The 17,929-nt window shown below is 44.1% G+C and carries 15 protein-coding genes and 1 other annotated feature (1 of these 16 running past the window's edge); of the genes, 10 read left to right on the top strand and 5 right to left on the bottom strand.

Annotated features, from left to right (window positions below):
• Positions 1 to 45 precede the first annotated feature (45 nt).
• Entirely contained in the window at positions 46 to 1,155 is a 1,110-nt protein-coding gene (locus ABHN01_RS20235; RefSeq protein ID WP_429877016.1) for an AI-2E family transporter, read from the bottom strand.
• Positions 1,156 to 2,101: 946 nt separating this feature from the next.
• Here ABHN01_RS20235 and ABHN01_RS20230 point away from each other — a divergent pair.
• From ABHN01_RS20230 to ABHN01_RS20215, 4 genes are all read left to right on the top strand, one after another.
• The gene (locus ABHN01_RS20230; RefSeq protein WP_429877015.1) at positions 2,102 to 2,290 is read left to right on the top strand and encodes a hypothetical protein; all 189 of its coding nucleotides are present in this window, start codon (positions 2,102 to 2,104) and stop codon (positions 2,288 to 2,290) included.
• A 37-nt stretch (positions 2,291 to 2,327) separates the two neighbouring features.
• Positions 2,328 to 3,272 carry a nucleoside hydrolase gene (locus ABHN01_RS20225; RefSeq protein WP_429877014.1) on the top strand — a complete coding sequence of 315 codons (945 nt, stop codon included), beginning with the start codon at positions 2,328 to 2,330 and terminating at the stop codon, positions 3,270 to 3,272.
• Complete coding sequence (locus ABHN01_RS20220; protein WP_429877013.1) at positions 3,265 to 3,705, top strand: GNAT family N-acetyltransferase; 441 nt, start codon at positions 3,265 to 3,267, stop codon at positions 3,703 to 3,705. Before ABHN01_RS20225 ends, ABHN01_RS20220 begins: the two co-directional genes overlap by 8 nt.
• Positions 3,706 to 3,874: 169 nt before the next feature.
• Positions 3,875 to 5,263 carry an L-cystine transporter gene (locus tag ABHN01_RS20215; RefSeq protein ID WP_429877012.1) on the top strand — a complete coding sequence of 463 codons (1,389 nt, stop codon included), beginning with the start codon at positions 3,875 to 3,877 and terminating at the stop codon, positions 5,261 to 5,263.
• A gap of 104 nt (positions 5,264 to 5,367) precedes the next feature.
• Here ABHN01_RS20215 and ABHN01_RS20210 read toward each other — a convergent pair whose 3' ends face one another.
• Complete coding sequence (locus ABHN01_RS20210; protein WP_290400073.1) at positions 5,368 to 5,736, bottom strand: n-acetylglutamate synthase; 369 nt, start codon at positions 5,734 to 5,736, stop codon at positions 5,368 to 5,370.
• A gap of 214 nt (positions 5,737 to 5,950) precedes the next feature.
• Between ABHN01_RS20210 and ABHN01_RS20205 the strand changes: the two genes are divergently transcribed.
• Together ABHN01_RS20205 and ABHN01_RS20200 are read left to right on the top strand one after the other, a co-directional pair.
• Positions 5,951 to 8,695: a CHASE3 domain-containing protein gene (locus ABHN01_RS20205; protein ID WP_429877011.1), complete on the top strand. Its 2,745-nt coding sequence runs from the start codon at positions 5,951 to 5,953 to the stop codon at positions 8,693 to 8,695.
• A gap of 11 nt (positions 8,696 to 8,706) precedes the next feature.
• The gene (locus tag ABHN01_RS20200; RefSeq protein ID WP_429877010.1) at positions 8,707 to 9,561 is read left to right on the top strand and encodes a CheR family methyltransferase; all 855 of its coding nucleotides are present in this window, start codon (positions 8,707 to 8,709) and stop codon (positions 9,559 to 9,561) included.
• A gap of 45 nt (positions 9,562 to 9,606) precedes the next feature.
• Here the strand turns inward: ABHN01_RS20200 and ABHN01_RS20195 are convergent, their stop codons facing one another.
• Entirely contained in the window at positions 9,607 to 10,767 is a 1,161-nt protein-coding gene (locus tag ABHN01_RS20195; RefSeq protein WP_429877009.1) for a SpoIIE family protein phosphatase, read from the bottom strand.
• Between the two features lie 171 nt (positions 10,768 to 10,938).
• Here ABHN01_RS20195 and ABHN01_RS20190 point away from each other — a divergent pair, with 171 nt between their 5' ends.
• A complete protein-coding gene (locus tag ABHN01_RS20190) occupies positions 10,939 to 11,385 on the top strand; it encodes an OsmC family protein (RefSeq protein ID WP_429877008.1) in 447 nt (148 codons plus the stop codon).
• Positions 11,386 to 11,432: 47 nt separating this feature from the next.
• On the opposite strand, the gene ABHN01_RS20185 is transcribed toward ABHN01_RS20190, so the two are convergent.
• Positions 11,433 to 11,981, bottom strand: a complete 549-nt coding sequence (locus tag ABHN01_RS20185; protein WP_290400068.1) for a GNAT family N-acetyltransferase — start codon at positions 11,979 to 11,981, stop codon at positions 11,433 to 11,435.
• A 164-nt stretch (positions 11,982 to 12,145) separates the two neighbouring features.
• On the opposite strand from ABHN01_RS20185, the gene ABHN01_RS20180 reads away from it, so the two are divergent.
• Entirely contained in the window at positions 12,146 to 12,685 is a 540-nt protein-coding gene (locus ABHN01_RS20180) for a DinB family protein (RefSeq protein WP_429877007.1), read from the top strand.
• Between the two features lie 79 nt (positions 12,686 to 12,764).
• The gene (locus tag ABHN01_RS20175; protein ID WP_429877006.1) at positions 12,765 to 14,918 is read left to right on the top strand and encodes a DNA topoisomerase 3; all 2,154 of its coding nucleotides are present in this window, start codon (positions 12,765 to 12,767) and stop codon (positions 14,916 to 14,918) included.
• A 44-nt stretch (positions 14,919 to 14,962) separates the two neighbouring features.
• Here the strand turns inward: ABHN01_RS20175 and ABHN01_RS20170 are convergent, their stop codons facing one another.
• The gene (locus tag ABHN01_RS20170) at positions 14,963 to 16,786 is read right to left on the bottom strand and encodes an APC family permease (RefSeq protein ID WP_429877005.1); all 1,824 of its coding nucleotides are present in this window, start codon (positions 16,784 to 16,786) and stop codon (positions 14,963 to 14,965) included.
• A 131-nt stretch (positions 16,787 to 16,917) separates the two neighbouring features.
• Between ABHN01_RS20170 and rpiA the strand changes: the two genes are divergently transcribed.
• Positions 16,918 to 17,586 carry a ribose-5-phosphate isomerase RpiA gene (gene rpiA / locus ABHN01_RS20165; RefSeq protein WP_429877004.1) on the top strand — a complete coding sequence of 223 codons (669 nt, stop codon included), beginning with the start codon at positions 16,918 to 16,920 and terminating at the stop codon, positions 17,584 to 17,586.
• A gap of 342 nt (positions 17,587 to 17,928) precedes the next feature.
• Position 17,929, top strand: a binding site (T-box leader); it runs 233 nt beyond the window's last position.

Here is a 17,929-nt window from a genome sequence, read left to right as displayed (position 1 = left end):
ATTGGACATAAAAACAGCAAGCCGGGCTCCGGCTTACTGTTAGAGTCAGTCAATGACCTGAATACCATTTCGGTCTTTTTCTTTGTTCAATTGATATAAACGGTACGTATGGCTGACGATGACCTTAAGCAGGGCGTAAAACGGAACAGCCAGGATCATCCCTAGGAAACCGCCCATATTGCCGGCGACAAGAAGAATCAGGATAACCGTTAATGGATGAACATCCAGCTTTCTGCCCATAATCAGCGGAGAAGTCACGTTTCCGTCAATTTGCTGGACCACGATGACCACAATGGCTACTTTTAAGGCCATGAGCGGTGACATGATCAAGCCGATGATAAAAGCGGGTATAAAGGCAATAAATGCACCTAGAAATGGAATGATATTGGTAATCATAGCGACGATGGCAAGAATTAAAGAATAATCGAGACCGATAATACTGTATCCGATATACATCATCACACCCACTAAAAAGGCTGCGGTCGCTTGACCCTGAATATAGGAGCTCAGCGCTTCGTCCATATCTTTTAAAATGCGCTTCGCTTCCGCTGCTTTTAAATAGGGAAGGAAGTTTTCTACTCTGTTGCCAAGTCCTTCGCTGTCCTTCAGCAAATAAAATACGATAAACGGAACCGTAACAATAACAGTAGCAACACTTGTAATGACTCCGATCAGGCTGCCGATTTTCGTGCCGATATTGCTTGCGAAATCCTTGGCATAATCACTTGCCTTTGAGGTAAGGCTGTCGATGGTTATATAATCGTTTTGCTGAAAACGCGAGAGCCATTCATTCTGCTTCAGGCTATTCACTTTATCGTTAAGTGAGTCAATAATTTGCGGTGCATTGTTGATCAAGCTTTTAAACTGACTCTGCAGCTGAGGCCCTAAGAGAAAGACAAGTAACGTCCCAAGCCCGATGAAAAGCAGATAGATGATCAGGATCGACAGCACTTTCGGTATTTTTCGGCGATCTAAATAATAGACGATCGGCCGTAATAAATAAAAAATAACGCCGCCGATCAAGAACGGGAAGAATAAGGTCGTAAAAATGATTTCCACGGGGCGAAAGATAAAATCCACCTTGGATGAAAGTAAAACAATGAGTAATATAATGATAATCGCATAGCCTATGCGAAAAGCTTTTGAGTTTGGCATAACATCACCTCAGATTGGATTGTTTGCAGTATGAAAGCTAGGTATGATTTTTTAGTTTTAAATATTCTCATCTTCTCTGGCCTGGCCGTTGGCACCGTATTTCTTTATTGGATGGCTCGTTTCCGATTTCCGCAGTTTTACACGCCCGTGACGCAGAATCTCACTATTATTCGTTTCTTCTAAAAGAACGCACGTTCCCCTCGCGTGGCACGGTATCGATCTGGATGCTTGCAAAAATCGATTGTTCTGAAATCTAAATCATAATCAAATGCCAATCTCACCGCCTCCTTAATACCTTATTGTTCCCTATATTGGCAGGTCTTAAAACGACAATATCAGGCCGCCGAACATATCTCCTTTTCTACGAAACAAAAAATGCAGGAAGGCTTAGGTGCCTTCCTGCTATTTAGGAGTTAAAACGGACGAAGAGGAATGAAAATCTAAACCACCAATAGAGCATAAATGAGTAGCCAATTAGAATAATGGCGGCCCATGGAGAACCGCTCACCATGCCAGTGATCAGTTGATCCCATTCCGTGTTGCCTTTAGGACGGCCCAGGGCAAACATAAAACTGATTACAGGAGTTGCGATAACAAAGCAAGATTAATAATAGTAGCTTTTATATGTACTTTTTTCAGCAGATTTATGATGGTTGCCAATAAAGTCAGCCCTATAAATGAGTAAAATAGCAGCCAGAGCCAATCAGGAAGAGTTTCATGCGCCATACAGCGTCCCCCATTAGTCAATATTCTTTCATACCCCATCTGTATCCTAAAGGAGAAAAGAAAAAATTGCATAAGAACTTTTTACAATTTTTTACAAATAATAGAGACGATTTTTGCTTTTATTGTAACTTTTTGTGAACTATAGCCTCCGGTTACTTGGCAATTTCCTCTCCGTCAATTACCATTAGTTATGAATAGGAGTATGGAAAGAGGGATGACTTTGGGATATATTGTGACAGCCGTTATTGCAGGTTTGATCGTAACAGGGCTTACCGTTGCTATTGGTCTTCAAAAGGATGAAAAATACGGGTCCTCAACGAAAAATAATCTCAGCAGGCTGACGGCCATTTACGTTGTTTTAATTATCTGTTGTATCATCGGTTTAGGCATTTATATTGGGAATCGTTAATCGAACAGAAGATGAAAAAATGAAGAGAGGGAAAAACATGAAATCTGTCATTCTTGATGTAGATACGGGAATTGATGATGCGTTGGCGATCGCTTATGCGGTCCATTCTCCGGAATTAAACATCCTCGGTATTACAACGGGTTTTGGGAATGTATCTGCTGAGGAAGCAACAAGGAATACACTCCAGGTTCTTCAATTATTAAATAGAGCAGATATTCCTGTTTATCGAGGTGCAGAACGGCCGTTTCGCAGAGAAAGCACCCGTCACAGAGCGTACGATGTGCATGGGCAGGATGGTTTGGGGAACATTCAGCTGCCGCCGCCTGAACTCTTATCATCAGGGCTGCATGCCAGTGATTTTATCATTTCGATGGTGAAAAAATATCCTCATGAGATCACTCTTATTACGGTAGGTACTCAGACCAACCTGGCTCTTGCTCTGGAAAAAGAGCCTTCCATTATAGATTTGGTGAAGGAAGTCATTATCATGGGCGGCGCAGTCACCGTCCCGGGAAATGTTACACCTGCTGCAGAAGCGAATTTTTATGCGGACGCAGAAGGGGCGGATTTTGTGCTTCAATCAGGGCTTCCGATTACACTTGTCGGTCTTGATGTGACGATGAAGACTCTTTTACAGAGACGGACTTTGGCAGATTGGGGAAGCTGCGGATTGAAAACGGGTGAAATCTTTGCTGAAATGTGCAGCTTTTATATGGATTTTTATGAAAGCAAGAATCCGGGGCTCGGCGGATGTGCTCTTCATGATCCATTAGCTGTTGGGGTCGCAGTCGATCCCTCTTTTATTATAACAACATCAATGGGCGTCCGAATTTCAAAAGAACCGGAGAACCTGGGGCAGAGTATAGGTGTGGCAGCAGATAAAGGAATCTCTGTAGGTCTTGAAGTCGATGCAGAGCGATTCAGGGCACACTTCCTCAATCGCATCCTTCCTGCCGGAAAAAAGGGGAGTCATCATGCTTGACATTAAAGAGATCTCCGCTGAACAAACGTATGAGATTAGACATAAAGTGCTTCGTCCCAATCAAACGCTGGATGAATGCCAGTTTCCGGGTGACAATGATCAGGGGACGTTCCATCTTGGGGCATATCAGGGGGATAAACTTATTTCAATCGCCTCTTTTTATCGAGAGAGTCATCCGGATATTACAGGCAGTGTGCAGTACCGCCTGCGCGGAATGGCCACCCTTGAAGATTACAGGAAAGAAAAGGCGGGAGGCAGTCTTCTGTTGCGAGCCGAAGACAGGCTGAGAAAGCAGAATGCTGATTCCTGGTGGTGCAATGCAAGAGAGGGAGTTGCCGGTTATTATAAGAAGCTCGGTCTGCGTGAATGCGGTGATGTTTTTGACCTCCCGCCGATCGGTCCGCATATCGTAATGTTTAAAATGTTAACGTAAAACGAATTTTAAGAATAGGATAAAACAAGCCAGAATATAGTGTATCAAGTGAAAACATCACTATACCTCTGCTGATCAGACATGCTGAAGGCCCACTCTTTATTCCAAAAGAAGTGAGCCTTTTTTATTTTTTTGAAAAGCAGAGGGAATTCTAAAGGAGGGAAGAAAGATGACTGTCTTTTTAGTCATTGTGAACATTGCAGTGCTATTGCTGCTTGCTGGCGGGTTGTATTGCCTTCAGCGAAGGCACGTATCCTTTTCAAAACGTGTCTTTGCGGCTTTAGCTGTGGGTATCGTGTTTGGTCTTATCCTTCATTTTATTTATGAACCTTCTTCCAAGGTGTTGGCCAGCTCGGCCGACTGGTATTCCATCATCGGAGGCGGGTATGTAAAGTTCCTCCAGATGGCCGTCATGCCGCTCGTTTTTGTTTCCATCCTGTCGGCGTTTACTAAATTGAAGCTCACGAACAACGTCGGAAAAATCAGCGGCTCGGTCATAGGCATTTTGCTCGGAACCACAGCCATCGCTGCTGCGATCGGCATTGCAGCAGCATTGTCATTTCATCTCGATGCGGTCCAGATCACGAAAGGCGCTCCTGAGCTCGCACGTGCAACAGAGCTTCAGACGACGTTTGAAGGAATCAAAGACAAGACATTGCCTCAGCAGGTGCTTGACCTCCTTCCTGCCAATCCGTTCCTTGATTTTACAGGAGCCAGGCCGACTTCCACCATCGCAATCGTGATATTTGCTGCCTTCGTAGGGATTGCCTATCTAGGGGTCAAACGAAAACAAGCGGAACAGGCAGCTTTATTTGAAAATATCGTGGAAGCCGTTCATGCTGTTGTCATGCGAGTTGTGACATTGATTCTCCGATTAACACCTTATGGAGTTCTGGCACTGATGACCAAGACGGTAGCTCTAAGTGATTTGGATGCCATCGCTAAACTTGGAAAATTTGTAATCGCCTCCTATGTCGCCCTTGCGCTCATGTTTATCATTCACTTGCTGTTTATTGCATTCTCGGGATTAAGTCCTCTCACGTATATCCGCAAGTCCATTCCTGTTCTTTCGTTTGCCTTTACTTCAAGAACGAGTGCAGGTGCACTTCCACTTAATATCAGCACACAAAAGAGCCTTGGTGTGCCTGAAGGAATCGCCAACTTTGCAGGTTCGTTCGGTCTTACGATCGGGCAGAATGGCTGCGCAGGTATCTACCCGGCCATGCTCGCCGTAATGATTGCGCCCTCGGCGGGTATTGATCCGCTGACACCCTCTTTCATAATAAGCCTGATTGTTATCGTCGTAATCAGTTCATTTGGAATTGCCGGCGTAGGAGGCGGCGCAACTTTTGCAGCACTCCTCGTTCTTTCTTCCATGAACCTTCCTGTCGCATTGGCGGGTCTGCTCATCTCTGTTGAACCGCTGATTGATATGGGAAGAACTGCACTGAATGTGAGCGGCTCAATGACCGCTGGAATCCTGACGAGTAAGGCGAGAAAAGAGCTCGATACGGAGTTGTACAACGCACCGATTATAGAACTTAAAGCAGAGGTTTAAAGCTTTAAGGCCGATTGGAGGTTCGAAGAGAACAGCAGAAAAAGCAGACGGGGGTAAGAATGCTCACCCCTGTCTGCTTTTTTTGCATATGGCTGTCTCGTTTTCTAATTAAATATAATTTGGGGTGTATATACCAGATCTGAAACTTCCTCCACGATGGAATCCTCACTGCTTTGTGAGTCAAATCCATTCCATTTCTCAAAGAGCTGAATCCTGCCGTCTGGAAGGGTTTTAGGGGTGGAGGTGCATTTGCCGGTTTTAATTTCATGTTTCTGATTGATATGGCTGTAAGTAAAATCAATGCTGCCGTCACTTTTAACAATGCCGATCATATTTCCCTTTATCACATCTCCTCCTGAATATGTAGCACTTAAGATGTCATCGTCCTGCTTATACGTAAAATACGTTTTTGAAGCCGCACCATTCTCTGAACTTTTCACGGATACAAAACGCCGACCATTATAGTTGACCATTCAACGCGTCCTCCCTTTAAAGTTTTAAAGACAATGATAGCAAAAGAATATGATTTTGAAAACAGAAAATTCTGTTTTTTTTATAAAAAAGTAAAAACAGATGTCAAAATCTTTAAGAAGGAGGAAATACTTTACTTCTGGCTGTCCTTCCTGGGTGCAGTTGTTTATAATAGATGATGGATAACTATGAAAAATGAAAGGGCAGGATGATAGAATGATAGGAAGAAACAGATTCGGAATCCGCGCTAAAATATTTGCGGGGTATCTAGTGATTATTCTTTGTCTGGTCGTTTCAATATTATCAGTCAATAATCAGATTGCCTCGATGCAAAAAGAGCGGAATTTTATTATTAACCATGACATTGAAGTGCATTCACTGACAAACGAAATTGATAAGCAGGTCCTCGACATGGAAAACGGCCAGCGTGGCTTTATCCTTACTGGGGATGAGAGTTATCTTAAACCGTATGACCGTGCTGCAGATAACTGGGAAAGCAATTATAACCGGTTAAGTGAACTGATATCCGATAAACCAACACAGCAAAAAAGACTAGCAGATATTAAAACTTCTATTCAGAACTGGATTCAATATACAGGAGAACCGTCCATTCAATTGAAGAGGGAAAACAAAGATAAAGAAGTTGTATCCTTCCTTAAAAAAGACGCTGGCAGCAAGAGCGTCGAACAGATCCGGAGCCAGTTTGACACGTTCCGGACGACTGAAAAAGGCCTTACAAAAGAAAGGGCGGACAAGCTTGACGAACAGAACAAGTTTTTGAAAACGGGGCTTTATTCTCTGTTGGTGATCGTCGTAGCAGTCTCGGCTTTCATTGCATTCTTTGTTTCTGGCTCTATTCTGAATACGATTAAAGCAGTCGTGCGTTCGTTGACAGCGATGTCTTCAGACGGTGACCTTTCCCAGCGCATTCACGTGAAAACGAGAGATGAAATACGGGAGCTTGCAGAAGCAACGAACGAACTTCTAAATAAAATAGAGCGGAGAGAATGGCTTCAGTCCAGCACAAACCAGGTGGTCGAACGATATCAGGGGACTTCGACCATTAAAGTGCTGGGAGAGAAATTTGTTACTGGTGTTGCCCATTTAACTGGAGCTTCCATGGGCGCTCTCTATATCCGGGAAGGAAACGGGGAAAAATCGGTTTTCTCAAAAAAAGGATCATTTTCAGAACCTATGGGAGAAGCAGGACGCGAGACGTTCAAGCCGGGGGAAGGCCTTGTGGGGCAATGTGTATTTGAAAAACGTATTCTCGTAATGGAAAGACTGCCAGAAAATTATCAAGTCATCGGAACGGGGCTAGGAGAGGTACGGCCGAGAAGCTTGCTGATTGCTCCGGTTTCTAACGAGCAGGAAGTGATTGCCGTTCTGGAACTGGCTTCACTTGAAGCATTCACCGAACAGCATATTGAATTGATAGAAAACGTAACCAAAACATTTGGCCTCACCATCGACAGTGTTCTTGGACGAATGGAAATTGTTCGCCTTCTGAAAGAATCCCAGGCGATGACGGAAGAACTTCAAGCGCAGTCGGAAGAGCTTCAAACACAATCGGAAGAGCTTCAGATGCAGTCAGAAGAACTTCGAATGATTAATGAACAGCTTGAACAGCGCACCTTAGAAGCAGAAGATCGATCAGCAGAACTTCAGAACGCAAAAATCCAGCTTGAAGAAAAAGCCAAGCAGCTGACCTTGAGTTCCCGTTACAAATCAGAATTCCTTGCAAACATGTCACATGAGCTGAGAACGCCTCTGAACAGCATCCTCATCCTTTCGGAGATGCTTGCTGAGAATTCTTCCAAAGGGCTTTCTTCTGAAGACGAGGAGTTTGCAAGGGTGATTCACTCCTCGGGACAGGACCTTCTAAACCTGATTAATGATATTCTTGATCTATCCAAGGTGGAAGCCGGTAAGCTTGAAATGCATTTCAGCGAGATGAACATGAGCGAGCTTCCATCACAGCTTGAGCGCAACTTTGGACACATCGCTGATCAGAAGAACCTTAAATTTGAGATCATTAAAGAACGAGATGTCCCAGATATCTTCTATACGGATGAGAAGAGATTTCAGCAGATCATCAAAAATCTTCTTTCCAACGCCTTCAAATTCACAGAAGAAGGAAAGGTTGTTTTGCATATTGAAAAGGAATCTGGTGTTCCGCTTGCTGACGGAGCGGATCACTGGCTTAAAATCACTGTTAAAGATACGGGAATAGGGATCTCCAAAAATAAACATGATCTGATTTTTGAGGCCTTCCAGCAAGGGGATGGAGCGACCGTCCGCAAGTATGGCGGTACAGGGCTAGGGCTGTCCATTTCTCTTGAATTTGTTAAATTGCTGGGCGGACGACTGGAACTGGAGAGTGAAGAAGGAGAAGGAAGCACATTCATTTTATATATTCCAAGCCTTCCGAACGGTATTGTCCCTGTCCAGGAGATGGATGAAGCAGTAAGTGAGGCTGCAGCAGCCCTATCACCATATATTAAGGAAGAAAATCAAATGATGGAGGAGCCTGGCGGCAATAACCTGCCGGTCCATGAACAGGCAAGAGCCGATATCAGTTCCTTTCAAGGAAAAACCGTACTGATTGTAGATGACGACTATCGTAACATCTTTGCTTTAAAAACAGCACTGGAAAATGAAAAAATGAATGTCATCACAGCTTCGAACGGCAATGAATGTCTTGAACTGCTGCAAAAGGAACATAACATCGATATGATCCTGATGGACATCATGATGCCGGTTATGGATGGGTATGAAACGATGAGGAGAATCCGAGAGAACGAGGAGAACTCCAGAATTCCGATTATCGCACTCACTGCAAAAGCAATGAAAAGCGACAGAGAAAAGTGTCTCGAGGCAGGGGCAACCGATTATATCAGTAAACCTTTAAAAATTGAGCAGCTGTTTTCGGTGATGAGGGTTTGGATTACGAACAAGTAAGGAAGAATAATATGAATAATCAAATGATTGTAACGGATGACGAACTCGAAATTGGATATGTGGAAAATCTGGAAGCAGACCTTTTATTGGAAGCCATCTTTCGGCTATCCGGTTTTGATTTCAGAAAATACATGAGGGCCTCGATTATCCGCCGGATTCAGAATAGAATGCGGCTGGAACGCATTCCAACGATAACAAGGCTTCATGAGAAAGTGGTTCATGAGAAAGGTTTTCTTGAAAAAATGCTCAATGACTTTTCGATCAACGTGACCGAGATGTTTCGGGATCCAGAATTCTTTAAAGCTTTCCGCCAACATGTCGTTCCTGAGCTTAGGAAGCTTCCGGAGATCCGGGTATGGCATGCAGGCTGTGCGACAGGGGAAGAAGTCTATTCGATGGCCATCTTGCTTGAGGAAGAAGGATTATCAGAAAAAACCACAATCTATGCTACTGACATGAACGAAAAAGTATTGGAGAAGGCCAAACAAGGAACTTTTTCTTTAATGAAGATGCAGACTTACACAAAGAACTATATTCAGGCTGGCGGCAAAGAGGCGTTTTCGGAATATTATAGCGCGGATGAGCATTTTGCCTATTTTCATCCTTCGCTTTTACGGAATATTAGTTTTGCTCAGCATAATCTGGTCACCGATTCTTCCTTCAATGAGTTCCATGTCATCATTTGCAGGAACGTGCTGATTTACTTTACGGCAGAACTACAAAATCAGGTTCAGGGATTGTTTTACGAGAGCCTTTGTCCGAGAGGATTCCTTGGCCTCGGTAATAAAGAATCTCTTCGTTTTTCCGAAAAAACCCCTTACTATAACGAGTTTGCTGCTGCTGATAAAATTTATAGAAAACGATAAAAAAGACGGGCGATCCTTTCGCCCGTCTTTTAGCTTTATATCCAATTATATGGCAGAGGGCACTTTGGTTCCTTCTGCCTGGATCATAAGAATACACATGTCGTCCTGCTGATTTCCAAGTTCCTCTTCAGGGATGACCAAATGGATCGGCGATTTGATGGTTTGATTCCATTTTTGCGAAGCGATGAACTGCAGTTTATCGAGCAGGATGTTCTCGTCCTCGTTCGCTTCAATGACACCGTCAGTAAAAAGAAGAAGCTGAATATCTTTTTCAAAATGAATCGTAGATTTTTTAACTTCCATTTGATCAAAAAAACCTACGGCACAGCTGCCGCGTTCCAATAAGCATTGTTCTTCCCCATCTACCAGCACGAAGCCAGGTGGATGACCCGCATTCACATATTCAACGGTTTTCCTTTGGGTATCAATGATCAAATAAATGCAGGTAAAGTAATAATTGTAAAAGTTTTTCTGATTGTATAAGAGAGCCATATACCGGTTGAGTTCTTTTATTACCCGTTCAGGATCTTCGAGTATCTTGATGGCATCTCTCATGACAGAAGATATGTACATGCAAACAAGGGATGAGGAAAGCCCGTGGCCCATCATATCAAGCAGGATAACACCATACCGGTGATCATTAAAGCGGTGCCAGTAGTACATGTCCCCGGCAAGTTTAAAGGAGGGAAGATGTGAGACATTAATCTGGATATTTTCTTGCTGAAGAGGGGGATTTAAAAGGCTCCGCTGAACCTGCATGGCAAGGTCGAGCTCATCCCTGATTTTTTTTTCTTGCTCCATATGCCAGTCTTTTTCATACTTCAACCGCAGCGCTACACGTATACGGGCAAGCAGTTCAACTTTATTTATCGGTTTTGTAATATAGTCCATCCCGCCTACATCAAGTGCTTCGGCAAGTTTGTTCGTATCCTCGAGGGCGGTGATGAAAATGATCGGAATATCTTTTAGCCGCTCAACCTTTTGAATACGTCTGCAAGCTTCAATTCCATCGATTTCAGGCATCATGATGTCCAAAAGAATCAAGTCAACATCACTTTTTTTCGGCTGCGGATTCCCCATTTCAAGGTAATCGAACAATTCGCTGGCGGATGAAAGGGAGACCGTACTCTCATAACCGGCACCTTTTAATATTTTTTCAATAACAAATAGATTTACGGAATTATCATCTACCATAAGAATAGACATGTATTCTTTTCTCCTTCAACTGGGTATGTGAAATATACTATTCTATCATTATACTGAAAACGGGCTGGGAAGGTATAATTTAATGACTATAATACCCACCTGTGCAAAATAAGTGAGGGACCAGCCAAGAATGGTTACAATAAAAAAGAGAATTCGAGAGGAGCTGATCATATGGCACTGCATTCTTTTCATTTGAAAGCAAGCTGGCCGGGTTTGCGAAATGATGTAGGTGAAATGGAAACAGGAAACCTGAAAACGAAGATCTCGATCCCTCATGAAATGGATGGACCGGGAGTGGGGACAAACCCTGATGAGATGCTGCTAGGAGCAGCGGCTACCTGTTATATTATTACGCTGGCTGCCATGATGGAGAGAAGCAAGCTGCAGAAAGAAAATCTTACAATGGAATCCGAAGGCATCGTAGACGTTACAAAAGGTGTGATTACCTACAAGAAAATTATCCATCGCCCTGTTATAGCCTTAAAAAGCGATGCGACAGAGGCGGACAAACAGCTTGCTAAAAAGCTGGCCGAAAAAGCGGAAACCTCCTGCATGATCACAAGGGCCATACAAGGAAATGTTATGGTGGAATTGGAAGCGAGCATCACAAAAGCATAACCAAAACCAGAATGCAAAGGAATGCATTCTGGTTTTTTTGCGCGTTGTTATTGATTGTCTGTCCATTCGTGTTCTAAAATGCTGAAGAGCAGAGAGTTTCTCCAACCGTTTTGCATTTTAAGATCTTCTCTGAGCACTCCCTCTTTTGTCATTCCTAATTTTTGGAGTACCTGTACAGATCCTTCATTGTCAGGGTGGCATGTAGCATAGATCCGGTGCAGATTGAGAACGGTATAGCCTAAATGGAGCAGATGCCTTCCTGCCTCTGTGGCATAGCCCCGGCCCCAGTAAGCGGGGTGTATAACATAGCCGATCTCTCCGATTTTGTTGGTGAAATCCCTGATGTTCAACTCCGCTACCCCAATTAATAACTCATCTTTTTCTTCAATGACAGCAAAAGCAAAGCGGGTTCGGGGATTGAGTTTCGTATCTTTGATGACCTGGCTTATGAATTCAAGCGTTTCTTCCTCAGTATTTGGCCCCCAAGGCTGAAAACGGCATGTGATCTCCTGGGAAGCATAGGAATGGACATCCTGCCAGTCGGTTTTTCTTAATTCGCGTAATCGGATTCTCTGATAGGTTTGTTTTTCCGTCATACAGCTTTCCTCCAATGTTAAGTGACGTGCATTAAGGTTATTCTTCCTCCATAACAGATTTTCCTTGTTTTGTAAGATGAATGGTCAATCCATGCAGGAAGATCCCCGTACTTTATCGAAGGTCTACTATAAACATAAACCAACAAAAAAAGGAGAATCGATATATGGAAAATCAAGCATTGAAATGGATGGATTATCATCTCTGGGCGAATAAGAAATGGTTTGAACATTTGAAAATGCTTCCAGAAGAAAAGGTAAAGCAAGAAATTAAAAGTGTGTTTCCTAGCTTGATGGATACATTGGTCCATATGCTGAAAACCGATCTGATCTGGCTTTGGACAATTACCGGACGAACGTACGAGGAAACGATTCATTCGCTCAATGAATGGAATGAAAAGCTGGAAGGTGTAACGTTAATTGAGATTGAAAAGTTATTTATGGAAATATCCAGTGATTATAAACGCTATTTAAACGGGATAGGGGATCCTCTTCAGATGGTCACGATTTCTCATCCGAAATTTGGAGAAGCAAAAGCGCCTCTGCAGGATTTTATTTTGCATGTTGTTAACCATGGAACCTATCATAGAGGGAACCTGACGGCGATGCTCAGACAGATGGGAGAGGCAGGCGCATCTACCGATTACATTTTTTACCTGTATGAAGAACAGAAGCTTTTTGCACGAAGCGGGGAAACGAACGTATAAGAACATATCTATTCCTTGAAGGGAATGGTATAATGAAAAGGAGTACAAATGTTCGAATCTCTGCTTCAAGGAGTGAACCATGAAACTTATTATTGCTGAAAAACCATCCCAGGCCCAAGCACTTGCAGGGCCTTTTTCTAAGGTTAAAAAACAAAAGGGCTACTATGAGATTCCGCCTCAGGAAATACTTCCTAAAGGGGCATATTTAACGTGGTGTGTTGGGCATCTGCTGGAACTCGTGCCGCCAAAGGACTATAAACCGGAATGGGAAAAATGGAAACTTGAAACTCTCCCGATGATGCCTGACCGTTTCAAATATAAAGTCTCTTCCTCAAAATGGGATCAATTTCAAATTATAAAAAAACTGGCATTTGATCCGGGAGTCACCGAGATCATAGGTGCTACCGATGCGGGGCGTGAAGGGGAGCTCATCTACAAATCGCTCCTCCTCAATATGAACTGCAGGAAGCCGGTCAAACGATTATGGATTTCCTCGTTAACGAAAAAGGCCGTCAAGGATGGATTTAACAACCTGAAAGATGGCAAGGAAACACTTCCGGTCTTTTTTGAAGCATACTCAAGAGCGTGTGCGGATTGGCTTGTCGGTCTGAACACCACAAGGGCATACACGCTCTTGATGCAGAAAAAAGGAATCAGAGAGACGTTTCCAACGGGAAGAGTGATGACACCGACAGTAGCGCTGGTCGTAAAGCGCGAGGATGAGATCGAGAAGTTTAAACCAGAACCATTTTTTGAAGTGATCGGTTCATTTGATGTTAACGGCAAGAAGTATAGCGGCAAATGGCATGACAAAGACAGCAGCCGCCTCAAAACGAGAAAAGAGGCAGAAGCCATAAAGCTGAGGACAGAAAGCAAGTCTTGCACGGTAACGGGTATTAAAAAGGAGAGAAAGGAATACCAACCACCGATGCTGTTCAACCTTTCAGCTCTCCAGGCTAAAGCAAACCAAGTGTACAAATACTCGCCGGAAAGAACACTGAACATTACGAGTGATCTTTACCTGAAAAAGATTGTCAGCTACCCACGGTCGGACAGTCCATATATTACTGAAGAAGAGGCAAAAATGATGCCGGGCATATTGGACAAGCTGGGTGGCCTTGAAGAGTATAAACATCTGCTTCCTTCACCGAAGCGATCCATCATTGGGAATGCACGTTTTGTTAATCCAGCGAAGGTATCGGACCACTATGCCATCATCCCAACGGAAAACGTAGTGAATCCCGCAAAGCTGAACAGAGACGAGCGAAACATTTACGATTTGATTGTGAGAAGCGTAATTGCCGCACATTATGACAAGGCGATCATGGACACGACAACGATCGTTACACAAGTCAATGATCGGGACGAGTTTGTGTCAAAGGGGAAACTTGTTATACAAGAAGGATGGCGCAAGGTTCTTTTTGAAAACAAGAAAAAAGAAGATAAAAAAGAGGATGATGACAACACGCTTCTCCCGGATGTAGCTGAATCTGACCAGGGAAGAGTTGAGAGCATCACGGTTCGTGAAGGCAAAACACAGCCGCCTAAACGCTATACACTTGGAAGCCTTGTCACTCTTATGAAAACAGCCGGAAAAACGATCGAGGATGAAGAGCTGAGCAAGGTGCTCGATCAAGTACAAGGTCTGGGGACGGAGGCTACCCGGAGCAGCATTATTAAAAAAATTGAGGAACTCGATTACATCAAGGTACAGAAAAACCAGGTGTTTGCAACAGAAAAAGCAAAGGCGCTGATTGCAGCAATCGGTGATGAATCCATTCTGACGTCCGCGGAAACAACGGCGGTTTGGGAACAGCGGCTCCGTGAGATCGGAAAGGGAAAAGCAGATGCGAAGCAATTTATGGAGCTGACGCGAAAAATGACGGAAAAAGTGATCAATGAAGCCATTGCAGGGGCAGCAAGCTGGAAGGTCGAGAATATTCCATTATCTAAAGCAGCGGCGGACCCTCTTGGGAAATGCCCGGCCTGCGGGAAAGAGATCCTATATATTAAGAGGAATGACTTCTATGGCTGCAGCGGTTATAAAGACGGATGCAAGTTTTCCATCTCCGGCAAGATTGCCAGGAAAAAGCTTTCTGCAGCACAGGTAAAACGTCTGCTTGAAAAAGGAGAGACGGCAAAGCTGAAAGGCTTTAAAAGCAAGCAGGGAAAACCGTTTGCCGCTGCTCTTACCCTTAATAGAGAAACGGGGAAGATCGAGTTCAAGATGTAACTCGCCAAAAAAGGATGACCGGCTTGCTGCCGATCATCCTTTTGTTATTTCTTAAATCGATAGGGAACGGTGGTTACTACGACGTTTCTTTTATACAGAAGGTAAGCCCTGATGAGCAGGCTTGACTGGTTGTGAAGAATGTTATGCCAGTTCTTTTTGGTTATGAATTGCGGAATCAGCACTGTGACCCAGTAATTTGATTCTCTAGCTTTGTGTTGAGCGGTGTCTATAAATTTAGTGAGCGGATGTATTATGCTTCGGTATTGTGAGTGCAATGTGACCAGACGGATGTCCGGCTGCCACTTCACCCATTCTTCTTCAAAACGTTTTTCCGACCGGCGGTCAAAGGCTACATGAACGGCAATGACTTGGTCAGAGAGGGTTTTGGCGTAATTCAGTGAGTTCTCAACCACGCGAGTCATCCCGGCAACCGGAACGATAATAGCGTTGCCTTCGATGGGGACAGGGCGTTGTTCTGACTCCAGACTAAGCTGGTCACTCACGTCCATGTAATGGCGATGGATTCGATGGAACATTATGATAATCAATGGCAGGAAAATCAAAATGGACCAGACTTGAATAAATTTCGTTACAAAAAAGATCATCAGGACTGTCAGGGTGATGAGGGCGCCGATTAAATTGGCCGTCAGCTTTGAAATCCAGCCTTTTGGTTTTTCTCGAAGCCATTTTAAGATCATACCGGACTGTGACAGGGTGAAAGGTATGAATACCCCAACGGCATACAATGGTATTAGGTTCTCTGTCTTCCCTTTGAACGCTACGATGAGGATGATGGATCCGATTCCCAGTGTAATGATGCCATTGGAATAGCCCAGGCGGTCACCTCTCATCGTGTACATTCTCGGCATAAATTTATCGGCCGCCAGGTTATAAGCGAGCAGAGGGAATGCAGAATAGCCCGTGTTCGCTGCAAGTACAAGAATTAAAGCGGTTGTTCCCTGGATAAAATAATAAATGTAATTGCGTCCGAACGTTTCAGCAGCAATCTGTGAAACCACGGTTTCCTCCCCTTTTGGTGCAATGCCATACCAGTAGGCAAGAAATGTCACACCGGTAAATAAAACAGCAAGCAGTAAACCCATCATGATCAAGGTTTTTGCTGCATTATTCGGGCGGGGTTCCTTAAAGTTGGGTATGGCATTTGAAATCGCTTCAACCCCTGTCAAGGCTGAGCATCCAGAAGCAAAAGCCCGAAGCAGCAGGAACAGGGTCAGCCCAGCAACAGGAGTACCGACTGGTGTGTGGGCTGATGCAGGGACATGACCGGTGGCAATATGGTAGAGGCCCACGCCGATCATAATCAGGAGAGCGACAACAAAGAGATACACCGGATAAGCAAGAATGGACGCTGACTCCGTTAGCCCTCTTAAATTTAAAATGGTGATCAGGATCACAAGGACTACCGCAATGCTGACGTTATGGGTGTGAAGGGCAGGAAAAGCGGAAGTAATGGCGTCTGTTCCTGCTGAAATACTTACGGCCACGGTTAAAATATAATCGACGAGCAAAGATCCTCCTGCTACAAGACCGTAATTGACACCCAGGTTTTCTTTGGAGACCACATAGGCTCCCCCGCCATGCGGATAGGAAAAAATGATCTGTCTGTAGGATAATATGAGTGCAAGCAATAAAATAAGGACGCCTACAGCGATCGGCAGAGAGTACCAGAAAGCTGTTGCCCCTACCGTCACAAGCACTAGAAGGATTTGCTCTGTTCCGTAAGCTACCGAGGAGAGTGCATCAGATGAAAGGATAGCGAGCGCTTTCAGTTTATTTAATTTGTGTTCCCCAGCCTCGGCAGATTTTAGAGGGCGTCCGATTAGAAATCGTTTTAAAGAAGTTAACATACATTCACCGCCAATTTAGGATTATCGTTAAACTTCCCAATTTGGTCAGTTTCTAGTCCCATTTAGGGTAAGAGGATAAAAAAAAGGGGAGCATGAAAGAAAATACCAACGCAATAAAGGAGAAATCGGTAATGAACGAAAAACAGATGGCAGGCGAAAAAGCAGCTGAATTTATAGAGGACGGTATGATACTCGGCCTGGGAACAGGCTCCACAGTCTATTATATGCTTCAAGAGCTGGGGAAAAGGGTACAAGGAGGACTGAATATTCATGGGGTTTCCACTTCGAAAGCGACAACAAATCTGGCAAAGTCGCTCAATATTCCCCTATGTTCTATCAACGATATCGACGGAATCGACCTGACCATCGATGGAGCGGATGAAGTAGATGGTGAGTTGAACGGAATAAAGGGGGGAGGTGGAGCCCTTCTCTATGAGAAGGTAGTAGCAAGCATGTCTTCCAAGGTCATATGGATCGTTGATTCGGCTAAACGGGTCGATTCACTCGGCAGATTTCCTCTGCCGGTTGAAGTCCTGCCGTTCGGGTCTCAATATCTTTTTCGTATCTTCGAAAAGGAAGGCCTTCAACCTGCCTTCCGTAAAAAAGGTGAAGCACTTTTTATAACAGACAGCGGCCATACTATCATTGATCTGAAAGTGCCACGCATGGAAGATCCCCAAAAAACAGCCTCATGGCTTGATGGGCTGACAGGTGTCATTGAACACGGATTGTTTTTGAATATGGCCGACCTGCTGATTGTGGGAGAGCCGGAAGGTCCGACAGTTGTGCACCGAAAATAAAAAAATTTTGAAAAAGCGTTGCATCAGAGTGGATAATCCTGTATATTCTATTTTAATAAAACTGAACGTGATCAAAAGCTTTGAAAGGAACATGAGTGGTCTGGCCGGTTGCACAGAGAGGAAGGGTGCTGAGAACTTCCCAACGCAGGAGATTCACTTACCATCCATGAGCTGTATTGGTGAACCAGAGTAGCCAATACCGCAGCCGCTGCGTTAAAGCGCTGGAGCCATCAATTCGTTGCAGAAACCTTTTGGTGGGAATCTGGGTGGAACCACGGGTAAAACGCACTCGTCCCTATTGCCGGGGATGGGTGCGTTTTTTCTTTTCCTTTCCCTCTAAAGA

Source organism: Fictibacillus sp. NRS-1165, assembly GCF_050468105.1.
Classification (GTDB): domain Bacteria; phylum Bacillota; class Bacilli; order Bacillales; family Fictibacillaceae; genus Fictibacillus_C; species Fictibacillus_C terrinigri.
Note: the sequence above shows the minus strand (reverse complement) of the source record. Positions and strands in the feature narration are given on the sequence as shown.